Raw genomic sequence first — 14,001 nt, 5'->3', positions numbered from 1 at the left:
TGTATAACATAAACCCTTTTTTGAGACTAAATATCAGGAAGGTGTGCGAGATTCGCTTTTAGCACTTCCCCCGGCAGGTGGGGCAAGTGTACTCACAGGTAAAGGCAGATAGGCCCGTATACGCAACCCTCCACGCTCACTTTTCCCCAGCTCCAGCTGGCCATGATGATTGTCGATAATACGCTGTACAATCGCCAGACCCAGCCCGGTACCGCTAGTACTGCGTGCGCTATCGCCACGAACAAAAGGCTGGAACAAATGTTCAAGCTGGTCCGGTTCGATACCCGGGCCATCATCGTCAACCTGTAACCAGGCGCGGTTCAGTTCACAACCACTACTGACCTTAATCCAGCCATTACCATAGCGGGCAGCATTAACCACCATATTGGCTACCGCACGCTTGATAGAGAGCGGGTTGATATTGATACGCAGCTCGCCCGGTTGCAGGCAAGTTTCGATTTCACGCTCATAACCACTTTCAGCCGCCACGACTTCGCCTAACACACTGTTCAGGTCGGTCATTTCCAGTATCGTTTCCTGACCGGTGCGTAAGTAGTCAATAAACTGCTCAATAATGGCGTTACATTCTTCGATATCTTTATTGATTGATTCAGCAAGATAACCGTCTTCCTGACCCATCATTTCCGTCGCCAGACGAATACGGGTCAGTGGTGTGCGCAGGTCATGACTAACCCCCGCCATCAATAATGTTCTGTCATCAGCCAGTTGTTTTACCCCTGCCGCCATATGGTTAAAAGCCCGGGTGACCGAGCGCACCTCGGAGGCGCCATATTCACGTAATGGAGGAGGAATAATACCTTTACCGACTTTCAATGCAGCATGTTCAAGATCGACCAAGGGTCGGTTCTGAATACGAATAAAGAGCCAGGCCCCGCCGATAGCCAGTAGCATAATTGCCAGCGTATAGCGGAACAGGGGAGAGAAATCACCCTGATGAATCTCCGTCAGGGGAACACGAACCCAGATATTGGGTGACAACCAGGTTTTCAGCCAGACGACGGGAGAGCTCTTGTTGACCTCCACCCGAACTTCCGTCGGCCCACCCAGCTGCTGAGCCATTTGCTGGCTCAGAAACTCATAATGCTGCGCCCAACGCAGGCCAGCGTCTTCCGCCGCCTCGTTGGAATAAAGCGAAATACCGAGTTCACGATAAATCTCACGACGAAATGCCGGGGGCACAACCAGCTGTGTCCCATCCTCAAGCTGTAGCTTGTCAGTCATGAGCATACGTACTTCGTAAGCCAGCACTTTATTGAACTGTTGAAGGCTCGGCAAAATAGCAAAGTTCAACACCACAAGATAAGTGGTCACCAGGCTGACAAACAGCAGAGTGACAATCAGCAGCAAAGTACGAGCAAATGAGCTTCGTGGCGAGAAGCGAACTCTTATCATGCTTTAGCGCCGTCCGGCACAAAGACGTAACCCAGACCCCAGACGGTCTGAATGTAACGTGGATGGGCAGGATCCTCTTCTACCATGCGACGCAGGCGAGAAATTTGCACATCGATAGAACGTTCCATTGCAGAATACTCACGTCCACGTGCCAGATTCATCAGTTTATCTCTGGAGAGTGGCTCACGTGGGTGGGTGACGAGTGCTTTTAAAACGGCAAACTCACCGCTGGTCAGTGGCATAGGCTCATCTTCACGAAACATTTCGCGGGTACCAAGATTCAGCTTAAATTTACCGAAGGAGATAACGGCTTCTTCTTGCGAAGGCGCACCCGGTAATTCGTTCGCCTGACGGCGCAATACTGCGCGGATACGGGCTAACAGCTCACGTGGGTTAAAAGGTTTAGGAATATAATCATCCGCACCGATTTCCAGGCCCACGATACGGTCAACCTCTTCCCCTTTCGCCGTCACCATAATGATAGGCATTGGATTACTCTGACTGCGCAAACGGCGGCAGATGGACAAGCCATCTTCGCCAGGCAACATCAGATCCAGTACCATCAAGTGGAATGACTCGCGAGTCAACAAACGATCCATCTGCTCTGCGTTCGCAACGCTGCGAACCTGGAAGCCTTGCTCCGTGAGATAACGTTCCAGCAGGGCACGCAGTCGCATGTCGTCATCCACAACCAGAATTTTATAATTCTCTTGCATCTTAATACTCCCAAAGGCTAGAACTGTTGAGTGCGTATTCTTAAAAAACTACGTTCATACGACCAGTCAAATCTGGTATATATTCTAGTCGAAATTGTTACAAAGCATATTTAACAATCATTTATCCGTGTGATAGTGCGCAATTTTGACACTTAATTGTCTCTCCCTGTCATTGCATTCCCTTAGCTGTATCGGTTTAAATCACCATATAGGTTTCTTCATTGCAAGGCGAAAAGATGAAAACGCCCCTTATTACCCGTGAAGGTTACGATAAGCTCAAACAAGAGCTGGACTATTTGTGGCGTATTGACCGCCCTGAAGTCACAAAAAAAGTGACTTGGGCAGCAAGCCTTGGCGATCGTAGCGAAAATGCTGATTATCAATACAATAAAAAGCGCCTGCGGGAAATAGACCGCCGAGTGCGTTACCTCACTAAATGCCTTGAACAACTCAAAATCGTTGATTACTCCCCTCAGCAGGAAGGCAAAATCTTCTTTGGCGCCTGGGTCGAAATTGAAAACGACGACGGTAATACGCTGAGTTTTCGCATTGTCGGCTACGATGAGATATTTGGGCGCAGAGACTACATTTCAATAGATTCTCCCATGGCACGTGCACTATTGAAAAAAGAGTGTGGTGACGTGGCGACCGTTCAGACCCCTGCCGGTGAGGCCACCTGGTACGTGAATGACATCCGCTACCTAAAATCAGACGTAGTCTGAATCTTGATACAACAGGGAGAGTTGCTGGAAATTATTGCTATCAGTCCGTATAACTGTCCCTGAATTTTCCGCCCAGGAGTAGATTAAATACCATGATGAATGATTCACTTTGCCGCATTATTGCGGATGAGCTGCGGGCCAGAAACGAACAGGTAGAAGCTGCAGTTCGTTTGCTGGATGAAGGAAATACCGTACCTTTTATCGCTCGCTATCGTAAAGAAGTCACCGGTGGACTGGATGACACCCAATTGCGTCAACTGGAAACCCGTCTGGGCTACTTACGGGAACTGGAAGACCGGCGTAAAGTGATTCTTAAGTCGATTGATGAGCAAGGGAAACTCAGTGAATCACTGGCAAACGCTATCAACAGCACCTTGAGCAAAACGGAACTCGAAGACCTTTACCTGCCCTTCAAACCAAAGCGTCGTACACGCGGACAAATAGCGATTGAAGCCGGGCTGGAACCCTTAGCAGACCTGCTCTGGAATGATGCCTCGCGTTCCCCGGAACAAGAAGCAGCCCAGTATGTGGATGCTGATAAAGGTATTGCTGATACCAAAGCCGCACTGGATGGCGCACGCTATATTCTGATGGAGCGTTTTGCTGAAGATGCTGCCTTGCTGGCAAAAGTACGTGATTATTTATGGAAACAAGCTCACTTCGTCTCCGTAGTCGTCTCAGGCAAAGAAGAGGAAGGCGCAAAGTTCCGTGACTACTTTAATCACCATGAGCCGGTCTCAACCGTTCCCTCCCACCGCGCACTCGCTATGTTTCGTGGCCGTAACGAAAATATACTCCAGCTGTCACTCAATGCCGACCCGCAGTTTGATGAACCACCTCGTGAGAGCTATTGCGAACAACTGATTATCGACCACCTCAAATTACGCTTAAATAACGCCCCGGCAGATAGCTGGCGTCGTGCCGTAGTGAGCTGGACCTGGCGCATTAAAATCCTGATGCATCTTGAAACCGAGTTAATGGGTACGGTGCGCGAACGCGCTGAAGAAGAAGCGATTAACGTTTTCGCACGTAACCTCAGTGATTTACTGATGGCCGCCCCCGCTGGTCTGCGTGCAACTATGGGACTCGATCCTGGCCTGCGTACCGGGGTCAAAGTTGCCGTGGTCGATGCCACAGGTAAACTGGTCGCCACCGATACTATCTATCCTCATACCGGTCAGACGGCTAAAGCGGCGGCGGCCGTTGCCGCATTATGTGAAAAGCACCGTGTAGAATTAGTGGCGATTGGTAACGGAACCGCATCAAGGGAAACAGAGCGTTTCTTCATTGAAGTACAACAGCAGTATCCTGCCATTAGCGGCGCTCAGAAAGTTATCGTCAGTGAAGCGGGTGCATCGGTCTATTCAGCATCAGAACTGGCTGCGCTGGAGTTTCCGGACCTGGACGTTTCGATACGTGGCGCCGTGTCGATTGCCCGTCGTCTGCAAGACCCCCTGGCTGAGCTGGTGAAAATCGATCCGAAATCTATTGGTGTCGGCCAGTATCAGCATGACGTCAGCCAGAGTCAGCTTGCTAAAAAACTCGACGCGGTAGTGGAAGACTGCGTAAACGCCGTCGGCGTTGATCTCAACACCGCTTCAGTTCCTCTGCTGACCCGTGTTGCCGGTCTGACCCGTATGATGGCGCAGAATATTGTGACCTGGCGTGATGAAAATGGTCAGTTCCGTAACCGTCAGCAACTGCTAAAGGTCAGCCGCCTGGGGCCTAAGGCTTTTGAACAGTGTGCGGGCTTCCTGCGTATCAATCACGGAGATAACGCTCTGGATGCGTCAACCGTTCACCCGGAAGCCTATCCGATTGTCGAGCGTATCCTGGCCGCGACTAACCAGGCATTACAGGACTTGATGGGCAATGGCAGTGCGCTGCGGGATTTAAAAGCCAGTCAATTCACCGATGAGCGATTTGGCTTACCAACAGTGACTGATATTATCAAAGAGCTGGAAAAACCGGGTCGCGATCCACGTCCGGAATTTAAAACTGCTCAGTTCGCCGAAGGAATAGAAACCCTCAACGATCTGTTACCGGGAATGGTTCTCGAGGGTGCTGTCACCAACGTCACCAACTTTGGTGCCTTTGTTGATATTGGCGTGCATCAGGACGGACTGGTACATATCTCTTCACTGGCAGACAAGTTTGTCGACGATCCACATAAAGTAGTCAAAGCAGGAGATATCGTTAAAGTCAAAGTGATGGAGGTTGACTTACAACGGAAACGTATCGCTTTGACTATGCGCCTTGATGAGCAGCCAGGTGAGAGTAACAGCCGCCGCTCTTCAGGCCCGAGTGGTCGTGAGCAGAAAAAACCGGCAGCAGCGCCAAGGGGACGCAGTAATACCTCTTCCTCTGCTGGCAACAGTGCTATGGGCGATGCTCTGAGCGCTGCTTTCGGTAAAAAACGCTAAAGTATCCCGCTCCGTCGGCCATCAGGCTGACGGAGCTCCATTCGTAACAACCGCCCTATTTAGTCTCCCTATTATTTCTACCCGCCAGAACCTTTTCTGATAAAAAAACTATTTTTAATACTTCGCGTAGCAGTTATTTTATTTTTGTCACTTCAAAAGTGAAAATAATTAACAGTCAGAAAACAACTTTTTTCATAGCATCAACAACTCGAAATAAAAAAACCATTTTTATATCGGAGTAGCGTAATTTGATATTCATCAAAAAATAATAAGAGTATGAAAAACATCTAAAATTAAAGGTGTAAACGTGAGACAACAAATAAATAAGTAATATTTAACGGACTATTAAAAAAAATATTGCTGATACGAACTATAATAATTATCATTATTAAAGTTGCTTCTCCTTTCCTTCTGACAGATGAATACGCTTTCACGGCGCGATAGAATTCGTCCCTGAATAGGGTTTCTTCACTAAAGAGCATGGCTCTAAGTAGGTCCTCCTATGAAACTGTTACCCAATAGTGCATGGAAAATTACTGGTTTTTCGCGTGAAATTAGCCCGGCCTACCGACAAAAATTATTGTCTCTTGGCATGCTGCCAGGATCGTCTTTTCAGGTAGTACGCGTCGCGCCTTTAGGTGACCCGATACATATCGAAACTCGCCGTATCAGCCTGGTATTACGCCAAAAAGATCTCGCCTTATTGAATCTTGAAGCGCTCTGCTAAAAACCTATTTTTTGATTTGTATCGCAGGTCACATGAATACATTAACTGTTGGTTTAATTGGTAACCCGAACTCGGGTAAAACTACGCTGTTTAACCAGCTCACGGGCTCACGCCAGCGAGTCGGTAACTGGGCAGGAGTCACCGTTGAGCGCAAAGAAGGGCATTTTTCAACGGCTGAGCACCTGGTCACACTGGTCGACTTACCCGGAACCTACTCGCTGACCACCATTTCAGCACAAACCTCGCTCGATGAACAAATTGCCTGCCACTATATCCTCGGCGGTGAAGCTGATGTGTTTATCAACGTTGTCGATGCCTCAAACCTTGAGCGTAACCTCTACCTGACATTACAGCTGCTTGAGCTCGGTCTGCCCTGCGTCGTTGCGCTGAACATGCTTGATATTGCTGAAAAACAAGCGATTACGATCGATATTGAAGCGCTATCTGCCCGTCTTGGTTGCCCGGTTATTCCAATGGTTTCAACCAAAGGCAGCGGAATCGATGCCCTGAAACAGGCGATTGATAAAAAGCTACCGAATCAACAGCCCCATCATGTTCATTACCCTGAAGTACTGTTAACCGAAGCGAGTCTGCTTGCTGGCAGCATGTCTGGTGATATCCCAGAGCACCGTCGTCGCTGGCTGGCCTTACAAATGCTGGAAGGAGATATCTATAGCCACTCTTATGCCGGTAATAGTGAGCAGCAGCTGGCTGAGTCACACCAGCGTGTGAGCGAGACGCTTGATGACCCGGCGCTGATTATTGCCGATGCTCGCTACCAGGCGATTGCCACGCTCTGTGAAGCCGTCAGTAATACTCTTACCGCCAAGCCTAATCATCTGACAGTGATGATGGATAAGATCGTACTTAACCGTTACCTGGGTCTGCCAATATTTTTATTGGTGATGTACTTAATGTTCATCCTGGCTATTAATATCGGTGGTGCTTTACAGCCAATTTTTGATGCAGGTTCAGTTGCCATTTTTATCAATGGTATTCAATGGATTGGCTATACTCTTGGATTCCCGGAATGGTTAACAGTGTTCCTGGCTCAAGGTCTGGGCGGTGGGATCAACACCATACTGCCACTGGTGCCACAAATCGGCATGATGTACCTGTTTCTCTCTTTCCTTGAGGACTCAGGCTATATGGCGCGCGCTGCCTTCGTAATGGATCGCCTGATGCAAGCGCTGGGGCTGCCGGGTAAATCCTTTGTGCCACTGATTGTCGGTTTTGGCTGTAATGTGCCTTCAGTGATGGGTGCCCGTACACTCGATGCACCGCGTGAACGTATCATGACTATCATGATGGCACCCTTTATGTCCTGTGGTGCTCGTCTGGCTATCTTTGCCGTGTTCTCTGCCGCTTTCTTTGGTCAGAAAGGTGCGCTGGTGGTCTTTTCACTCTATATTCTGGGTATTGTGATGGCCATTCTTACCGGTCTGTTACTCAAATATACGATTATGCGTGGGGAAGCCTCACCCTTTGTGATGGAGCTACCGGTCTATCATGTTCCGCATTTAAAAAGTCTGTTATTACAAACCTGGCAGCGTCTGAAAGGTTTTATCTTACGTGCAGGGAAAATCATCATCCTGGTCAGTATCTTTATTGGCGCACTCAATAGCTTTTCGTTTAATGGCCAGGCGGTGGATAATATCAACCAGTCTGCTCTCGCTTCAGTCAGTAAGACCTTAACCCCACTGCTCAATCCGATTGGCGTCAAAGATGATAACTGGCAGGCGACCGTTGGTCTGTTTACCGGCGCAATGGCGAAAGAGGTTGTTGTCGGAACGCTGAATACGCTCTATACCGCTGAAAATATCCAGAACGATGATTTCGACCCTGAGGCCTTCAATTTACTGGATGAGCTGGAAGGTGCAGTCGCTGAAACCTGGGATAGTCTGAAAGATACCTTCAGTCTGAGTGTATTCGCGAACCCTATCGAAGCCAGTAAAGGTGACGGTGAGATGGCAGGTGGAGCAATGGGTACCATGAGCACCAAGTTTGGCAGCGATGCCGCCGCCTACAGTTACCTGATCTTTGTCCTGCTCTATATCCCTTGCATCTCCGTGATGGGAGCCATTGCGCGTGAGTCGAGCCGGGGCTGGATGATGTTCTCTGCCCTCTGGGGACTGAACCTCGCCTACTCTTTGTCTACGCTTTACTATCAGGCCGCCACGTTCAGCGAACACCCACGTTACAGCCTTATCTGCATTCTGGCCGTAGTCCTGTTTAACATTGTGCTGATCTATGGTCTGCGTCGTGCTCGTAGCCGCGTTGATATTTCACTACAACCAACAGGTAAGCTGCCCGAATCATGCTGCGCTAAACGTTCTGGTGATTGTCATTAAGGAGAAAACGGATGGCAACTTTAGTCGATATTCGTAATACCCTGGCACTGCAAGGCCGCCTTGAAGCCAGCCAGCTCAGTCACCAACTTACCATGCCACTGCCGATGGTGATGGCGATGCTGATGCGTCTGGAAGATATGGGCAAAGCAAAGCGTATTACCGAAGATGCTAATAGCTGTCTGAGCGGTAGCTGCAAGGGTTGCCCTGAGGGGCAAAATTGCAGTAAAGAGTTATGGACCCTGCGCCAGTAATAGATGAAAAAGCTGAGTTTAACGTCCGTTAAACTCAGCTAATCCATATGACATAAGATATAAAACCCGCAAATTAATAACCCACCTAATCATTATTAATCTTGAGTAAAACCTCACTCCACAAAGATGCAGAGCCCCTCTTTTGAAGGGCATCAAAATAACGCTCTGCCGACCAGAGTTAATAAATTTAAACGGTTCATCACTTCCCGGGCATTTAATTATGCTGTCAAACCGGGATATTTTTTAGCAGCTCGGTTTAAACCAGCTAAAATAGGAATATTCGCGTATTTTACGAAAGTAGCACCCTGGCATCACGGAAATGGAGATCATAATGAAGATAATATTTGGGGCGATGATGGCGGCAATCCTGCTAAGCTCCCCACTGGTTCAAGCAGAACCTGCCAATAAAGTTATCGGCGGCTGGACCTGTGAAGACTTTGTTGCGCTTCAAGAGTCTTCCCGCCCGGTCGCGGTCGGTTACGCTAGCGCACTTACATCTAAAGATAAGTCTGGTCAGACTGTACTAAATGTTAAAGATATCGAAACGCTGACACCCGAAATCTACCAGGCCTGCTCAAAAAAACCTCAGCATAGCTTCATCGAGGTCGTTTCGCAGGAATGGGACAAATTTAAACAACATCTTTAAACGGGATATATACGATGAAAAAACTTTCAGGTAGCAAAATTTCAGCCTTGCTGGGTGGACTAACTTTCCTGGCGCTGTCCAACTCAAGTGCGGCATTTGCAGCAGATAAAGTGACTCCAGAAGATATGACTTGTCTGGAGTTTATCAACTTGGATCCTCAGGCAATGCTGCCGGTCGCCTTCTGGATGCAGCATCAAGAAACGATTTATAAGGGCGGCGATACCGTTTCTCTGACAGAAACCGATACCACCAGCATTCCTCAGTTACTTGAACTCTGTAAGAAAAACCCGCAAGAGAAGCTCTACAGCTTTAAAGGTAAATTAGCTAAATAGATCTGACTTGCGGTGTGATGAGGTCGCGACGGTATATCGCGGCCTCAATACTGTTATTTTTCGTATGCGACCTGAAGACTCTCACCCAAACTCACCAGTAGCTGACAAAAAATTTCCGTATGCGAGATAAAAGGTGCATGAGCCGCTTTCGGTACAATATGCGAGACACTATCTGGCCACTGCTCATCCAGTAATTCGACAATTTTACGCGGCACCAGACCATCCAGTTGCCCGTAAATCCGCCAGTGTGGCATTTCCAGAGTGGCTAATGGATCCCGTAAGTCGGTAGTTTTCAGGATCTGCAGCCCGCCATTCAGCACTTCAATACTTGGTATCGGCTGCTCCAGTACCACTGACCTCAGTAAACGTGCATCCTGCCGGGCATGTTCTGTCCCTAAGGTTTGCAGCGCGAGGAACCGCTCTACTGTTTTCTGAAAATCAACGCTGAGCATATGCTGAAACCCGGAAAGGACATCGGGTTTAATACCCGGCCAGGTTTCTTTTGCAGTAAAGCAAGGTGAAGATGACACGCTAACTAAGGCCTGTACTCGCTCAGGGTGCGTCAAGGCTATCTGCCCTGCCACTAACCCACCCAGACTCCAGCCCAGCCAGATAGCGTGCTCAGGAGCCTCAGGGGCAGCAAGAACTTGCTCTGCCATCTGTTCCAGACTGAGCTCACCAAACCCATGGCTGCGACCATAACCCGGCAGATCAACTCTATGGAGGCGAAAGTGCGTACTGAGTTCCGGGATAATGTTATGCCAGACTTCAGCATTCAGGCCCCAGCCGTGTAACAGCACAAGATCAATCTTTCCTTCACCTTCAGTCTGCCACCACAGCGTACTCATCATTTATTGTCTCAGTTTGATTATCATGGAAGATATTATGCTAACAATCCCGGGCCGCTGCTGGCTATGTCATTTATTCCTTGCCAGCCCTTCATGGGGGTTTTGTTCGCGCTGTAGCGCCATATTCCCTCCTCCATTGTCTGTCTGCCCCCAGTGCGGGCTACCGGCATTAAGTGAGCGTTTATCTTGTGGACGTTGCCTGTTACAACCTCCCGACTGGGACAGGTTAATTTATGTGGCGGATTATCAGCCACCGTTACGCGGTTTGATTCACGATTTAAAATTTAACGCCACCCCCGCTCTGGCACCGGCCCTGGCCCGTCTGCTCCTACTGAGTATTTTACATGCCAGGCGTGAACATCAGCTCAGGCTACCCGACATAGTACTGAGCGTTCCGCTACATCATCGTCGCATACTCTGGAGGGGCTATAACCAAAGCGCACTTATTGCTACATCCCTCTCCCGCTGGTTGGGCTGTCGCTACGAACACCAGGCTGTACGCCGTATACAGGCCCGATCTGCACAGCATCAGTTGAGCGCAAAACAACGTCAATCGAATCTGAAAGGCGCGTTCAGAGTTGAAATCCCCGTCACGGGTCTCCATATCGCTTTAGTGGATGATGTCGTGACGACGGGTAACACTGTTGCAGAGATAGCCCGCTTACTCAAAAAGCAGGGCGCGGCGACTGTCCAGGTATGGTGCCTGTGTCGAACCTTGTAGACCCTCGATGATGGGCGTATTATGACCGACTGTAATAGTCAACTATTGAGCAATCGCTATGATCCGTATTTCCGATGCTGCACAATCCCACTTTGCCAAATTACTGGCAAATCAGGAAGAAGGTACGCAAATTCGCGTATTTGTCATTAATCCTGGCACCCCGAGCGCGGAGTGTGGTGTGTCTTATTGCCCGCCGGATGCGGTTGAAGCGAGCGACACTGCATTACCGTTTGAACAATTAACCGCTTACGTGGATGAACTGAGCGCACCTTATCTTGATGATGCTGAAATTGATTTTGTGACCGACCAGCTGGGTTCACAACTGACGCTGAAAGCGCCCAATGCCAAGATGCGTAAAGTGGCTGACGATGCCTCGCTGATAGAGCGCGTCGAATATACTCTTCAGGCAACCATCAACCCACAGCTGGCAGGTCACGGTGGTAAAGTGACTTTGATGGAAATCACTGATGACGGCCTTGCTATTTTACAATTTGGTGGCGGCTGTAACGGCTGTTCAATGGTCGATGTGACCCTGAAAGAAGGGATCGAAAAGCAGCTGCTGAATGAGTTCCCTGAACTGAAAGGCGTACGTGACTTAACAGAGCACCAGCGCGGCGAGCACTCCTACTACTAGGTTGTGCTGATATATTGAGGGAGCGAACGGATGTTCGCTCCTTGTATTTTACTTATCTGAACTATTTAATACCCTGGCCCCATACTGCTTTCTGAGTCAGGTATTGATTTATCCACTGCTCGATGCGGATCTGCTGTTGTTTGTGTAACCGCATGCCCAGTTTAGTCCTGCGCCAGATAGCATCTTCCGCACAACGAACCCATTCGTGGTCAACTAAATAACGCAATTCTGCTTCGTACAATCCACGACCAAAATATTCGCCCAGTCTGGCCGCATGGTTAGCATTTCCCAGTATCTGCTCGCTTTTGGTTCCGTAAGTGTGTGCCAGACGGTAAGCCAGAGACTCGCTGATCCAGTCATAGCGGCGACGCAGAACCGTGACGTAGTCATCACAGGAACAACCCATATCCCCACCTGGTAAACGACTCGTTTTCGTCCAGGCTGCACCGCTTTCAGGATAATATTGATGCAGTTTATCCAGCGCATGTTCTGCCAGTTTACGATAGGTAGTCAGCTTACCGCCAAACACCGACAGTAAAGGAGCCTTGCCATTATCATCCTGAATATCCAGGGTGTAATCGCGCGTCACGTTCTGCAGTGAGTCTGACTCATCGTCACACAGAGGACGTACCCCTGAATAAGTCCAGACGATATTCTTTTCACTCAGCTGCTTTTTAAAATTAGCATTGTAAACCTGGAGTAAATAGTCAATTTCAGACTGATCAATAGTGACGACCTGCGGATCACCGTGGTATTCCACATCAGTGGTACCAATAATGGAAAAATCATTCAGCCACGGAATGACAAATACGATTCGTTTATCTTCGTTCTGCAGAATATAGGCCTGCTTCTGCCGATGAACACGCGGAACAACAATGTGGCTGCCTTTAGTCAGGCGAATGTTGTAAGGCGATTTCAGACCTAAGCCTTCATCGAAAAAGCTTTTTACCCAAGGGCCGGCAGCATTGACCAGCCCTTTTGCGTGCCAGCGGAACTGTTCGCCGCTATCAACATCTTCCGCTTCAACCACCCAGTGTCCGTCTTCACGCCAGGCTTTGGTCACACGAGTACGGGTTTTTACTTCTCCGCCTTTTTGTATCACCATTTGCGCATTCGCCAGTACCAGGCGAGCATCATCAACCCAGCAATCCGAATATTCGAAACCGCGTGTTATTTCAGGTATCAAAACTGAATCCTGACCAAAGCGCACATCTTTAGAACCAGCAAGACTCTGGCGTTTACCTAAATTATCGTAGAGATAAAGACCAATACGAATCATCCACGCCGGGCGAAGGTGTGGCCGATGGGGCAGGCGGAAGCGCATCGGGAAAGCAAGATGGGGGGCCATGTTTAACAGCACTTCACGCTCAGCAAGTGCTTCTTTTACCAGACGAAACTTATAATGCTCCAGGTAGCGTAAACCACCATGAATCAGCTTAGAACTAGCAGATGAAGTGGCACAAGCTAAATCATTTTTTTCCAGCATTAACACGGAGAGCCCACGACCAGCAGCATCTGCTGCTATCCCTGCACCGTTAATCCCCCCGCCAATGACAATAAGATCTTTTATTTCCATGCCGCCCCCAAATCTTTCGATAAGAACCATAAACACTCAATATCGCTCATAATAGCAATACTGAACGAACTTAGATAATGAAAAATATTCTGTGTGAGATCGATGGCACAATGACGATAATACCAGCATGTAAAAGCGTTATGCCTTAATATAGCCGTCATAGGTCAGGCTACAGGAGACTGGATTTTCCCAGTCACTGACGAGAGTCGGATCCCGGGTTCCTGCAACTGGAAATGTTGGGACTAAGCCTGTTATTCACTTTTTATTTATGAGCTTACTATGGATCAATTTGAATGTATTAGTCTGGAAAACGCGCACCAGAAGTTGCAGCACAAACAGGCTGTATTAGTCGATATTCGTGACCCACAAAGCTTTGCGCTCGGCCATACTCCCGGGGCATATCACCTTACCAATGACACCCTGGTTGAGTTTATGCAGCAGAACGAATTTGATGTACCGGTGATGGTGATGTGTTACCACGGTAATAGCAGCAAAGGTGCTGCCCAGTATTTGCTGCAACAAGGCTATGAACAAGTGTATAGCATTGATGGTGGGTTTGATGGCTGGCATCGTCAATTTCCGGCAGAAGTCGACAGCCATGTTTAATACTCCCGGCTATAGCGTCTAATCGTTATGCTGCC

General features: G+C 48.7%; 14 protein-coding genes. 10 read left to right on the top strand and 4 right to left on the bottom strand.

All coding sequences use genetic code 11. The features are described 5' to 3' along the window. Positions 1-33: 33 nt before the first annotated feature. Both envZ and ompR read right to left on the bottom strand, forming a co-directional pair. A complete protein-coding gene (gene envZ / locus M2387_RS16985) occupies positions 34-1,413 on the bottom strand; it encodes a two-component system sensor histidine kinase EnvZ (protein WP_259051081.1) in 1,380 nt (459 codons plus the stop codon). Next, positions 1,410-2,129 (bottom strand): osmolarity response regulator transcription factor OmpR, encoded by a 720-nt coding sequence (gene ompR / locus M2387_RS16980; RefSeq protein ID WP_259051079.1) that lies wholly within the window; start codon positions 2,127-2,129, stop codon positions 1,410-1,412. Before ompR ends, envZ begins: the two co-directional genes overlap by 4 nt. Positions 2,130-2,365: 236 nt before the next feature. Here ompR and greB point away from each other — a divergent pair, with 236 nt between their 5' ends. From greB to hdeB, 7 genes are all read left to right on the top strand, one after another. Beyond that, complete coding sequence (gene greB / locus M2387_RS16975) at positions 2,366-2,851, top strand: transcription elongation factor GreB (protein WP_259051078.1); 486 nt, start codon at positions 2,366-2,368, stop codon at positions 2,849-2,851. Between the two features lie 92 nt (positions 2,852-2,943). Further along, positions 2,944-5,274, top strand: a complete 2,331-nt coding sequence (locus M2387_RS16970; protein ID WP_259051076.1) for a Tex family protein — start codon at positions 2,944-2,946, stop codon at positions 5,272-5,274. A gap of 502 nt (positions 5,275-5,776) precedes the next feature. Beyond that, a complete protein-coding gene (gene feoA, locus M2387_RS16965; protein ID WP_259051074.1) occupies positions 5,777-6,001 on the top strand; it encodes a ferrous iron transporter A in 225 nt (74 codons plus the stop codon). A 32-nt stretch (positions 6,002-6,033) separates the two neighbouring features. Then, on the top strand, positions 6,034-8,352 hold the full coding sequence (gene feoB, locus M2387_RS16960) for a Fe(2+) transporter permease subunit FeoB (protein ID WP_259051073.1): 2,319 nt from the start codon (positions 6,034-6,036) through the stop codon (positions 8,350-8,352). 11 nt (positions 8,353-8,363) lie between these two features. Beyond that, the gene (feoC, locus tag M2387_RS16955; RefSeq protein WP_259051072.1) at positions 8,364-8,603 is read left to right on the top strand and encodes a [Fe-S]-dependent transcriptional repressor FeoC; all 240 of its coding nucleotides are present in this window, start codon (positions 8,364-8,366) and stop codon (positions 8,601-8,603) included. Positions 8,604-8,934: 331 nt separating this feature from the next. After that, on the top strand, positions 8,935-9,249 hold the full coding sequence (locus M2387_RS16950) for an HdeA/HdeB family chaperone (RefSeq protein ID WP_259051071.1): 315 nt from the start codon (positions 8,935-8,937) through the stop codon (positions 9,247-9,249). Between the two features lie 14 nt (positions 9,250-9,263). Further along, positions 9,264-9,581 (top strand): acid-activated periplasmic chaperone HdeB, encoded by a 318-nt coding sequence (gene hdeB, locus M2387_RS16945; protein WP_259051070.1) that lies wholly within the window; start codon positions 9,264-9,266, stop codon positions 9,579-9,581. Between the two features lie 53 nt (positions 9,582-9,634). Here the strand turns inward: hdeB and bioH are convergent, their stop codons facing one another. Next, complete coding sequence (gene bioH, locus M2387_RS16940; protein WP_259051155.1) at positions 9,635-10,429, bottom strand: pimeloyl-ACP methyl ester esterase BioH; 795 nt, start codon at positions 10,427-10,429, stop codon at positions 9,635-9,637. A 37-nt stretch (positions 10,430-10,466) separates the two neighbouring features. Here bioH and gntX point away from each other — a divergent pair, with 37 nt between their 5' ends. Together gntX and nfuA are read left to right on the top strand one after the other, a co-directional pair. Continuing rightward, positions 10,467-11,150, top strand: coding sequence for a DNA utilization protein GntX (gene gntX / locus M2387_RS16935; protein ID WP_259051069.1), 684 nt, complete (start codon positions 10,467-10,469; stop codon positions 11,148-11,150). A gap of 58 nt (positions 11,151-11,208) precedes the next feature. Then, positions 11,209-11,784, top strand: coding sequence for a Fe-S biogenesis protein NfuA (gene nfuA, locus M2387_RS16930; RefSeq protein WP_259051068.1), 576 nt, complete (start codon positions 11,209-11,211; stop codon positions 11,782-11,784). 61 nt (positions 11,785-11,845) lie between these two features. Here the strand turns inward: nfuA and glpD are convergent, their stop codons facing one another. Continuing rightward, the gene (gene glpD, locus M2387_RS16925) at positions 11,846-13,360 is read right to left on the bottom strand and encodes a glycerol-3-phosphate dehydrogenase (protein WP_259051065.1); all 1,515 of its coding nucleotides are present in this window, start codon (positions 13,358-13,360) and stop codon (positions 11,846-11,848) included. Positions 13,361-13,639: 279 nt separating this feature from the next. Here glpD and glpE point away from each other — a divergent pair, with 279 nt between their 5' ends. Further along, positions 13,640-13,966: a thiosulfate sulfurtransferase GlpE gene (glpE, locus tag M2387_RS16920; RefSeq protein WP_259051062.1), complete on the top strand. Its 327-nt coding sequence runs from the start codon at positions 13,640-13,642 to the stop codon at positions 13,964-13,966. Positions 13,967-14,001: the final 35 nt, after the last annotated feature.

The organism is Klebsiella sp. BIGb0407 (genome assembly GCF_024807845.1).
Lineage (GTDB): Bacteria > Pseudomonadota > Gammaproteobacteria > Enterobacterales > Enterobacteriaceae > JGM124.
The sequence above is the reverse complement of the archived record's forward strand: the minus strand, read 5'-3'. Positions and strand labels throughout refer to the sequence as shown.

What these genes read in the sequence shown, in the direction of transcription:
- envZ (WP_259051081.1), bottom strand. Translation starts at nt 1,413, where the DNA reads ATGATAAGAGTTCGCTTCTCGCCACGAAGCTCATTTGCTCGTACTTTG.
- ompR (WP_259051079.1), bottom strand. Translation starts at nt 2,129, where the DNA reads ATGCAAGAGAATTATAAAATTCTGGTTGTGGATGACGACATGCGACTG.
- greB (WP_259051078.1), top strand. Translation starts at nt 2,366, where the DNA reads ATGAAAACGCCCCTTATTACCCGTGAAGGTTACGATAAGCTCAAACAA.
- M2387_RS16970 (WP_259051076.1), top strand. Translation starts at nt 2,944, where the DNA reads ATGATGAATGATTCACTTTGCCGCATTATTGCGGATGAGCTGCGGGCC.
- feoA (WP_259051074.1), top strand. Translation starts at nt 5,777, where the DNA reads ATGAAACTGTTACCCAATAGTGCATGGAAAATTACTGGTTTTTCGCGT.
- feoB (WP_259051073.1), top strand. Translation starts at nt 6,034, where the DNA reads ATGAATACATTAACTGTTGGTTTAATTGGTAACCCGAACTCGGGTAAA.
- feoC (WP_259051072.1), top strand. Translation starts at nt 8,364, where the DNA reads ATGGCAACTTTAGTCGATATTCGTAATACCCTGGCACTGCAAGGCCGC.
- M2387_RS16950 (WP_259051071.1), top strand. Translation starts at nt 8,935, where the DNA reads ATGAAGATAATATTTGGGGCGATGATGGCGGCAATCCTGCTAAGCTCC.
- hdeB (WP_259051070.1), top strand. Translation starts at nt 9,264, where the DNA reads ATGAAAAAACTTTCAGGTAGCAAAATTTCAGCCTTGCTGGGTGGACTA.
- bioH (WP_259051155.1), bottom strand. Translation starts at nt 10,429, where the DNA reads ATGAGTACGCTGTGGTGGCAGACTGAAGGTGAAGGAAAGATTGATCTT.
- gntX (WP_259051069.1), top strand. Translation starts at nt 10,467, where the DNA reads ATGCTAACAATCCCGGGCCGCTGCTGGCTATGTCATTTATTCCTTGCC.
- nfuA (WP_259051068.1), top strand. Translation starts at nt 11,209, where the DNA reads ATGATCCGTATTTCCGATGCTGCACAATCCCACTTTGCCAAATTACTG.
- glpD (WP_259051065.1), bottom strand. Translation starts at nt 13,360, where the DNA reads ATGGAAATAAAAGATCTTATTGTCATTGGCGGGGGGATTAACGGTGCA.
- glpE (WP_259051062.1), top strand. Translation starts at nt 13,640, where the DNA reads ATGGATCAATTTGAATGTATTAGTCTGGAAAACGCGCACCAGAAGTTG.